Consider the following 10,293-nt stretch of genomic DNA (forward strand, 5'->3'; position numbering starts at 1 on the left):
ATTAGAGATCACTTTATCACCAGCATTAATACCACTAGTGGTAACACTTGGACCATTCACAATGGTCAAGCCTGTATTACCTAATGTGACATTATCACCGACTTTAACACCATCATTATTCACAACGGTATCACCGGTTGTTACTGACCCATCCGCACCAAGATTAAGATCTTTCGCTAGTTTGACGTTGAGCTTGCCTTCGTCATCTACAACAACCCCGATGTTCTTACCATCTACTAATTTTGTTGTATCTGTCTCACCACCAACAATCGATACCGTTTGGCCTAATTTGAAATTTTGAGGCGTACCACTGTCTCCGGCAAACGTTAAACCTTTATTTGCAATAGTTTGAACTGAATCCAACTGACCTTTGTTCACAGCATCACTATCAGCAACGCCATCAGCAACGTTAGAGATCACTTTGTTACCAGCATTAATGCCACCTTGTGTAACGCTTGGGCCACCGTTAATCGTTAAGCCCTCATTGTTAACAACTGTATTTCCAGTGGTCACTGATCCATCTGTGCCAAGATCAAGTTTTTCAGCAAGTTTAACGCTAATATCTCCCGTGTCGTTATCAACGGTTACGCCAATATTACCATCTACTAATTTTTTACTTGAATCCGCACCACCAGTAATATTGATTGTATCGCCCAATTGACGTTTTTTACTACCTTCATCACCTGTGAAAGTTAAGCCTTGATTGACTTTATTGGTGACATTGGTGATGTTCGTTTCATTGGTTGTTACACGATTATCGAGGTTGTTAATACTCGTAGTGTTATCTGCCACTTTTTTGTCAACAACATCTAACTGACCTTTGTTCACAGCATCGCTATTTGCAACACCATCAGCAACGTTAGAGATCACTTTGTTACCGGCATTAATGCCATCTTTCGTAACGCTTGGGCCACCGTTAATCGTTAAGCCATCATTGTTGACAACTGTATTTCCAGTGGTCACAGAACCATCGGCATCAAGATCGATATTTTTCGCTAGTTTGACGTTAAGCTTGCCTTCGTCATCTACAACAACCCCGATGTTCTTACCATCTACTAATTTTGTTGTATCTGTCTCACCACCAACAATCGATACCGTTTGGCCTAATTTGAAATTTTGAGGCGTACCACTGTCTCCGGCAAACGTTAAACCTTTATTTGCAATAGTTTGAACTGAATCCAACTGACCTTTGTTCACAGCATCGCTATCTGCAACACCATCGGCAACGTTAGAGATTACTTTGTTACCAGCATTAATGCCGCCTTGTGTAACACTGGGGCCACCGTTAATCGTTAAGCCATCATTGTTGACAACTGTATTTCCAGTGGTCACAGAACCATCGGCACCAAGATTGATATCCTTCGCAAGTTTTACATTGAGCTTGCCTTCATTATCAACCACGACACCAATATTCTTGTCTGTTAATGCATCTTTATCAGCACCACCAATTATAGATACGGTCTCGCCTAACTGATGTTTTTTACTACCATCATCACCTGCGAAAGTTAAGCCTTCGTTGACTTTATTGGTCACGTTGGTGATGTTCGTTGTATTTTCATCAACACGACCATCGATGTTCGTTAAAGCATCACCAACATTGTTGTAAATGATATTGTTACCATCTCCATCAACCTCGCCAAGATCATAACTTGGCCCAGTAATTGTACCATCATCATTTACTTTCGCACCACCACCTAAGGAATCAACAATAGATTGATTAGTTCCATAAAGTTGCGATCCATTAATCGCATCTTTTGATTCGGCAGAAATTGTACCTTCACTAACGCCGGTTAATTTACGAGTAACTGTTTCACCCTTATCATTAACGCCATTTGCGAAATTGAATTCTGTGGCATTACCTGCGGCAGTGTTATCAATAACAAGTTGTGTACCATCATCAGAAAGCTGAACAAGACCTGCTTTACCGGATGTAATGCGCTTATTCAAGCTATCTAAACCATCGTAAACATTTGTGACCGGTGTATCTGATCCAACGGCATCTGCAAAATCAAGATTGCTTAATGTACCATCAGGATTTAGTGTTCCTTTTCCACCCATCAACGCTTCAGATAGGTTTTTATTACCGGCATAAAGCTGTGATCCATTAATTGCATCTGTTGATGTTTCAGAAATATCTCCATCTGTAACACCTGTGATTTTACGGGTCACAGTTGTACCATCATCGCCCACCGTACTAATGTTAAAGGTATCGCGTCCGCCGACGAGATTTTTATTAAAGACGATTTCATTCGGCGCACTGCCTAAGATGACTAGACCTGCAGTACCATTTGTGAGGTTGTTAATATTCGTAGTGTTATCTGCCACTTTGTTGCTAACATTATCTAACTGACTTTTGTTCACAGCATCATTAGCATTTACACCATCGGCAACGTTAGAGATCACTTTGTTACCAGCATTAATGCCACCTTGTGTAACGCTTGGGCCACCGTTAATCGTTAAGCCATCATTGTTGACAACTGTATTTCCAGTGGTCACAGAACCATCCGTGCCAAGATCAAGTTTTTCAGCAAGTTTGACGCTAATATCTCCCGTGTCGTTATCAACGGTTACGCCAATATTACCATCTACTAGTTTTTTACTTGAATCCACACCACCAGTAATATTGATTGTATCGCCCAATTGACGTTTTTTACTACCTTCATCACCTGTGAAAGTTAAGCCTTGATTGACTTTATTGGTGACATTGGTGATGTTCGTTTCATTGGTTGTTACACGATTATCGAGGTTGTTAATACTCGTAGTGTTATCCGCCACTTTTTTGTCAACAACATCTAACTGACCTTTGTTCACAGCATCGCTATTTGCAACACCATCGGCAACGTTAGAGATCACTTTGTTACCGGCATTAATACCACCTTGTGTAACGCTTGGGCCACCGTTAATCGTTAAGCCATCATTGTTGACAACTGTATTTCCAGTGGTCACAGAACCATCCGTGCTAAGATCAAGTTTTTCAGCAAGTTTGACGCTAATATCTCCCGTGTCGTTATCAACGGTTACGCCAATATTACCATCTACTAGTTTTTTACTTGAATCCACACCACCAGTAATATTGATTGTATCGCCCAATTGACGTTTTTTACTACCTTCATCACCTGTGAAAGTTAAGCCTTGATTGACTTTATTGGTGACATTGGTGATGTTCGTTTCATTGGTTGTTACACGATTATCGAGGYTGTTAATATTATTAGTGTTTTGGGTAACTTTGTTGTCAATAACATCTAACTGACCTTTGTTCACAGCATCGCTATTTGCAACACCATCGGCAACGTTAGAGATCACTTTGTTACCAGCATTAATGCCATCTTTCGTAACGCTTGGACCACCGTTAATCGTTAAGCCATCATTGTTGACAACTGTATTTCCAGTGGTCACTGAACCATCGGCACCAAGATCGATATTTTTCGCAAGTTTAACATTGAGTTTGCCTTCATCATCAACCACGACACCGATATTCTTATCTGTTAAATTCGCGAGCGCTGCACCACCGATAATAGATACTGTATCACCTAATTGTTTATTCTCAGTATCACCATGATCACCGGCAAAATTGAGACCTTTTTCAATATCTGCAGCGTTTTTATTGATATTCGTGGTATTTTGAGTAACACGACCATCAAGCGACGTTACTTGGTTACCAAGATTAGTAACATTTTGATTGGTTTCATAGAGCTGTGACCCATTGATTGCATCTGTTGAATTAGCATCAATTTCACCGGGTGCAACGCCGGTTAATTTACGAGCTGAACCGTCTGCATTCTTGATATTAAATATCGCTTTATCTGCGCCTTCGATTGTATTATCAACTACTAATTGACCATCTTTAACCTGAATAAGACCGGCTTTACCTGTTGTAATGTTAGTCACATCGCCTTGAATATTAGTCACATCACCTTGAATGGTATTGAAATCATTTTTGATATTTGTAATATCACCTTCATTTTTAGTAACGCGCTTATCAATATTGTTAATATTCGTAGTATTATTTTCAACCTTTTGATCAACTTCTTTCAACTGACTCACATTCACTGCATCAGTGTCTGCTGTGCCGGCTGTCACATTGGTGATTTTTTGATTACCTGCATTGATTCCAGATGTCGTCACGCTTGGGCCATTCTTAATTGTGAGCCCTGTTTCTGTTAATTCTGTGTTGCCAAATTTCACAGAACCATTTGCGCCAAGCGCAAGATCTTTGGAAAGTTTAATGTTGAGCTTACCGGTACTATCAACCACAACACCGATATTGCCATCAGTTAAATTCGCAGTTGCACCACCGACAATCGATACAGTTTGTCCTAGTTTAAAGTTTTTAGGCGTTCCGCTATCCCCTGCGAAAGTTAAACCGCCGTTGACTGTCGTTGTGAGATTATTGATATTTGTCGTATTGTTAGTAACAGCTCCATTAATGTTCGTTAAAGCATCACCTACATTATTAACTGTGATTTCATTACCATCTGCATTAGTAACCGTATAGCTTGGCCCTTTGATTGTGCCATTGGTATTTAAGGCCGCCCCACCACCCAAGGAATCAATAATGGATTTATTCGTTCCGTAGAGCTGAGAACCATTAATCGCATCTTTCGAGGTTGTAGAGATCTCCCCTTCTGTGACCCATTTGATTTTGCGAGTATTAGTTGAACTAGAACCGACGGCAACGACATTTGCTTCTGATGCAATACTGCCTGCGCCGAGCGCCACAGAATTCGCACCAGTGGCACTACTTGCATTACCGAGCGCCACTGACGTTGTTCCAGTTGCCTTACTGCTCGAACCTAATGCCATCGAATTAGCAGTTGAAACAAGGCTACTATCTCCCAATGCTATCGCGCTTGCGACATTATTCACCTTAGCATTAGCACCGATCACGATTGATCTATCGCCGGTATTGCCAACTGAAGAGGCATTTGTCCCCATCACGATAGCATCTTTGCCATAAGCCCAAGCAGTATTCCCAAGCCCAATACTTCTCTCACCGGCATAGGCACCATCACCGATAGCAACTGCGCTTTCCCCTGTTTCAGTAATATTATTCCCTATGGTCACTGAATTGCCGCCAAGAATTTTAGAGAGATCATTACCAATACCGACGGCGTTAGTCGCGCTTATATCAACGTTGTTACCTAATATTAATGATCCAGAAGACTTTTCAGAAACGCTAGAGTTATTCCCAATAATCATTGCATTAGTAGGACCTAAAGTACCTCCGGTTTCCGATCCTGTTTTACTAGTAGGATCATCTAACGCACCAAAAGTATTACCACGACCAAATACTAGCGAGCCGGTTCCTCGGATAATATTATCGTGACCGATACCAATAATCGCCGTATCATTAGAGCCTTGTACATCATATTGAGCTCCAACTCTGTTATTATTCCCAAAGAGAATTGAGGCATCTGTACGATCTATTGGAGCGGTCGATACAGCGCCACTATTCCCCTGTCCCATTAAGAGACCATTTTCAAATGTTACAGCCGAAACCTGCTTACCATAAACAAAGGTGTTGGCACCTGAGACTGATGCTCCGCCTAATGCGTAGCTATTATCTGCTAAAGCTTGCGAACCTGTACCGAGCGCGACACTATTCTCCCCTGTTGCACTTGCGCCATCGCCCAATGCAATTGAAGAGCCGCCCGTTGCCGAAGCGCTTTTACCGATAGCCGAGCTATTTGTACCACTTGCAGAAGAGTTATCCCCGATAGCAATTGCGGATGTAGCAGCAGCATCCGTCTTGGCAGACTTACCAAGAGCAATTGAACCAGCGGCAAATGCATTCGCACCGGTTCCCTGCGCTATAGAGGATTCAGCAATTGCTTGCGCACCGGTTCCCTGCGCTATAGCTGATTCACCAAATGTAACCGCCGTATTACCTTGAGCGAGAGAATTTTTGCCAGCCCCGATTGCCCCTGCTCCTATAGCAATAGCCGAGTCTTCCTTTGTATTTGCGCCATTACCTATCACAATGGATGATGCACCAGATACATTTGCACCATTACCTACCGCAATAGAATATTCACCCATTGCTTGTGCATTCTCACCTATCGCCACAGATTGTTGAGCAGTACTTTGAGCCCTAAAACCTAACGCTAGAGCACCTGTACCTAATGCTTTAGTGTTAGCACCCAGAGCGGTAGCATTGGCAGCTGATGCCTTTGCGCCACTCCCAAGCGCAAATGCAAGTGCTTTCTCAGCAGCTGCCCCCTTTCCAATTGCAACTGCTGAACCACTTAAAGCCTTAGCCTCATTTCCTATAGCAACACTCGATTCTCCCGAGCTCGAACCAGATTGTGCACTTGTACCTAACGCAATACTATTTTTACCGATTGCATTCGCACCGGTTCCTTGCGCTATAGAGGATTCATTAGTCGCCTTTGCATCTTTACCAAAAGCAATAGAGTATATACCACTAGCACTTGATCCAGTCCCTATCGCAATAGCATCAGCACCAGTTGCCGTACCACCACCTTCTGCATATCGCAGCAAACTATCGCGATTCAACATCACTGAGGGTGCCTCTAATACCGACTCATCAGTAGGTGCGATAATGCCTAAAGCGGCAAGCGCCAATTCATTTTGACGTAGTTCAATAGTTTTATCGTCTACAGCTTTATCTTCAGCATCTTGATCACCGGAAGCTGCTTTTTCTTGATTCGCCGTATTGTTGCTGCCTGCATCTGCAACATCCGCAACTAATAATGCCGGATTTTCTGCTTGCAGGATATCGTGCGCTAATAACTCCTCCGCGAAGAGTGGCGATACTGATACAGCAAAAGAGAGTAATGTTGCCATAGTGAGTCCCGTTGCGCTGACGGCGATTTTTTTCCGCGACGCAAACTCCGAAGCCACCACATAAGTTTTCTTTGCATAACTCCAAACAACACTATAAATTCTGTTCATTTTTTCAAGTCCCTTAAATTAGAGAGAGATTTTCTTGATCAAATAGTAACAGCTTTTTTGTAAAAAATTATTATAGTTGTTATAAATTGATAAAATCTTGGAGCTCAAACAGATAATCTGAAGATTAATATCTTTAAATCTTCGGTATCAACTAGGTAAACAGATACTTACACATCACTTCCACGCATTTTTGTAGGAAAATTGTAGTGCTGATTAATTGATTTTTGTTATCGCATAGATAAAATTTCATTATGAGAAGAAAAGAGATAAATTAATAATTTATTAATGTTGCAAACAAAAATTTCATAAAATTCAATAAAATATTAATAATAATAATAATAATTAATTGGTAACAAACAAAAAATAAAAGCTAGGAATTTCAGTAGCTTCAGCGGATTATGACAAGGATTTAACAACCTTCAAAATAAAATTCCAATCAAAAAAATTTCATTTCAGATCAATATGTTAACTAAATAAAATATTACATTAAAAACCTATTTTTTATGAATGCGTCGAGAGACATTGTAATTGGCTGAATCAATCACACTACTTGTAAATATTTGTACGCTTGAAATAAAAATATTAAAAGAGATCGCGAATGGCACAATATTCACAATAAACAACATACAGAAGCTCAACGTTTTTATAGTGAAATCGGTTCAAAATAAGCTTATTAAAATGCCGGCGCATCAGTTGTAAGAAGTGCGAAAGCTGTTCTATCCGGCATCTTGCAAGTGTTGTTTAAAATCATTTTTCTTAAACCAAATTTACTATAACAACTGCAAAACTCGATAAATTTGACCATAAAAAAATGCCTAAGCAAGGTAACTACTTAGGCATTTATATTTATAAAGATAAACTAAGCTACAAAATATTTAGAACTCAAACGCAACACCCGCACCTAAGCCCACTTTATTTTGGGTATCATATGACATTTGCAATCTGTAACGGGCACGATCATTGATCTTACCTTGGAAACCGATTGAAAGCGCACTTTCCCCATCATAATGACCAACACCCATACCGAATGAATATTTAGAATACTCGATATATGGAATCGAACTCATCGCCATTGCACCTGCGATACCGGCACTTGCAACCTTACGATTCTCATGAACTTTCTTCTCAACATTATTAATACGAGTATTGTAGTGGCTTAATGCATCGTTAATATAAGTGATATCTCGTTTAACTTCATATAATTGACCACCATTAACCGCATCTTTAGAACCCTCTTCAACTAGACCATCAGCAACACCAGTCACCTTAATCGGGTTCTTATTACCATTCGCAAAGCTAATTTCTGTAACTTCTTTACCTACCTCACCGAAAACGACTTTTTTACCATCATCACTGACTTTGAAAATTTGGTTTTGATCCATTCCCTCAATAGCTTCGGCCACAGTTTTATAGCCTTTACCATTAATAGTTAATGCATCGCCATTATTATCATAGTAAACACTACCATCAGCATTAATCTTCGCACCACCGCCAAGCAACTTACCAATAGAATCTCCAGTATTACTAACGACAGTGTTTGTATAATGCAACTGGCTACCGTTGATAGCGTCGGAAGAATTTTCAGAAACATCACCTTTTGCTACGCCGGTGAGTTTTCGGTCGCCATTAGGATTATCTTCTGATTTAGGACCTGAGATATCAAATGAGTCCGCATTTTTAGCGATCTCATTATCAACAACAATAGTTTTACCATCTTCAGTTAATTGGATAAGACCATCTTTACCATTTTTAATGTCATTAACTGTGTTATTAACACCACCTAAAGCATCATGTACAGTATCATAGTTTTTACCACCAACGGTAAAAGTCGGTGCCTCACCATTAGGTCCGTAGCCACCAATTACATCTTTGATATCGCCAATATCTTTGGTATTTTGCGCAATATCTTTAGTGTTTTGATCAATACGGCCATCAAGGTTTCCGAGTGCATCACCGACATCGCTAGCTGTCGTTGGGTTACCATTTTTGTCAGTTAAGTTATAGGTTGGCGCAGTCCAATTACCATTTTCAAATTTCGCATCACCACCTAAAGAACCCGCAATACTATTACCTAATTTATCAAGTTGTGAACCATTAATCGCATCTTTTGAATCTGATGAAATTAAACCTTCTGTAACACCTGTTACTTTACGGGTGTCACCATTATCTTTAGAGAAATCAATAGTGCCTATATCACCGGCTCCAGCAATACTTTCATTGATAATGATAGAACCTGAACGACTACCTGAGCCTATAATTACAAGACCGCTAGTACCATTTACAACGCCATTGATGTTTTTGTTTAGATAATCAAATCCATCATAAACATTGGTAATATCTTCTTTGGCACCTAGAGCATCTTTGAAATTAGGTCCTGTCCAAATACCATTTTCAAACTTAGCACCACCACCCAAAGAGTTTGCAATATTATTACTTAAATCATGAATCTGTGAACCATTCACGGCATCTTTTGAACCCGCTTCTAAAGATCCATTTACAACATTCGTGATTTTTTGGTTACCTGCATCGATACCATCTTTCGTAACACTTGGGCCATTTGCGATCGTTAAACCATCGCCATTAACTGTCGTATTACCTACAACAACGCTTTCTAAGTCAGTTAGGTTCTTCGACATCTTCACAACAAGATTGCCATTTTCAACATCCACACGTAGATTTTCATCACTCGCATCTTTACCTTCTAATAGGCCGCCTTTAATTGTAACGGTATCACCTAGTTTCTTATTAATAACTGTACCAGCTGTGTTACCCGCAAAGTTCAAGCCTTTATCGAGACTACCTTCAACACTCGTTTTAAGACCATCTAACTGATCTTTGTTGACAGCATCTTTACCATTTACACCATCGGCAACATTCGTGATTGTTTTACCTCCGGCATCGACACCATTTGCAGTAATACTTGGACCATCTTTAATAGTCAATCCTGTATCACCTAATATGACATTGTCACCTACTTTAACACCGTCCTTATTAACAGTCGTATTGCCGGTTTTCACAGAACCCGTAGTGCCTAGATCAAGATCTTTGGCAAGATCGATTTGGATAGAACCATCTGCATTTGCGGTTGTGACGATATTCTTCGCATCGGTTGCATTATTTGCACCACCAAGAATATCAAGTTTTTGATTCAACTTACGTTCAACCACAACTCCATCGTTATCCGCACCAAAGAGAAGGCCATCATCAAGACTTGCGACCTCTTTCTCATTGCCGTCTTTATCTTTGTACACAATACGGACTTCGCCATCTTTTCCATTTAAGCCTGGCGCTCCATCTTTCACTGCAATATTAAGAGTTGGTGCATCTTTACCCGCTTCACCTTTTGGACCGGTAAGACCGATTGATCCATCTTCGCCA

The 10,293-nt window shown here is 40.4% G+C and carries 2 protein-coding genes; both read right to left on the reverse strand.

The genetic code is table 11. The features are described from left to right. A partial coding sequence (locus tag DC083_RS09895; protein ID WP_109190038.1) for an ESPR-type extended signal peptide-containing protein occupies positions 1-6,915 on the reverse strand: 6,915 nt, incomplete at its 3' end. A gap of 875 nt (positions 6,916-7,790) precedes the next feature. Next, positions 7,791-10,293 (reverse strand): YadA-like family protein (locus DC083_RS09900; protein WP_109190039.1); only part of this gene is annotated, 2,503 nt, incomplete at its 5' end.

This window comes from Ignatzschineria ureiclastica, assembly GCF_003121845.1.
GTDB classification, from domain to species: Bacteria; Pseudomonadota; Gammaproteobacteria; order Cardiobacteriales; family Wohlfahrtiimonadaceae; genus Ignatzschineria; species Ignatzschineria ureiclastica.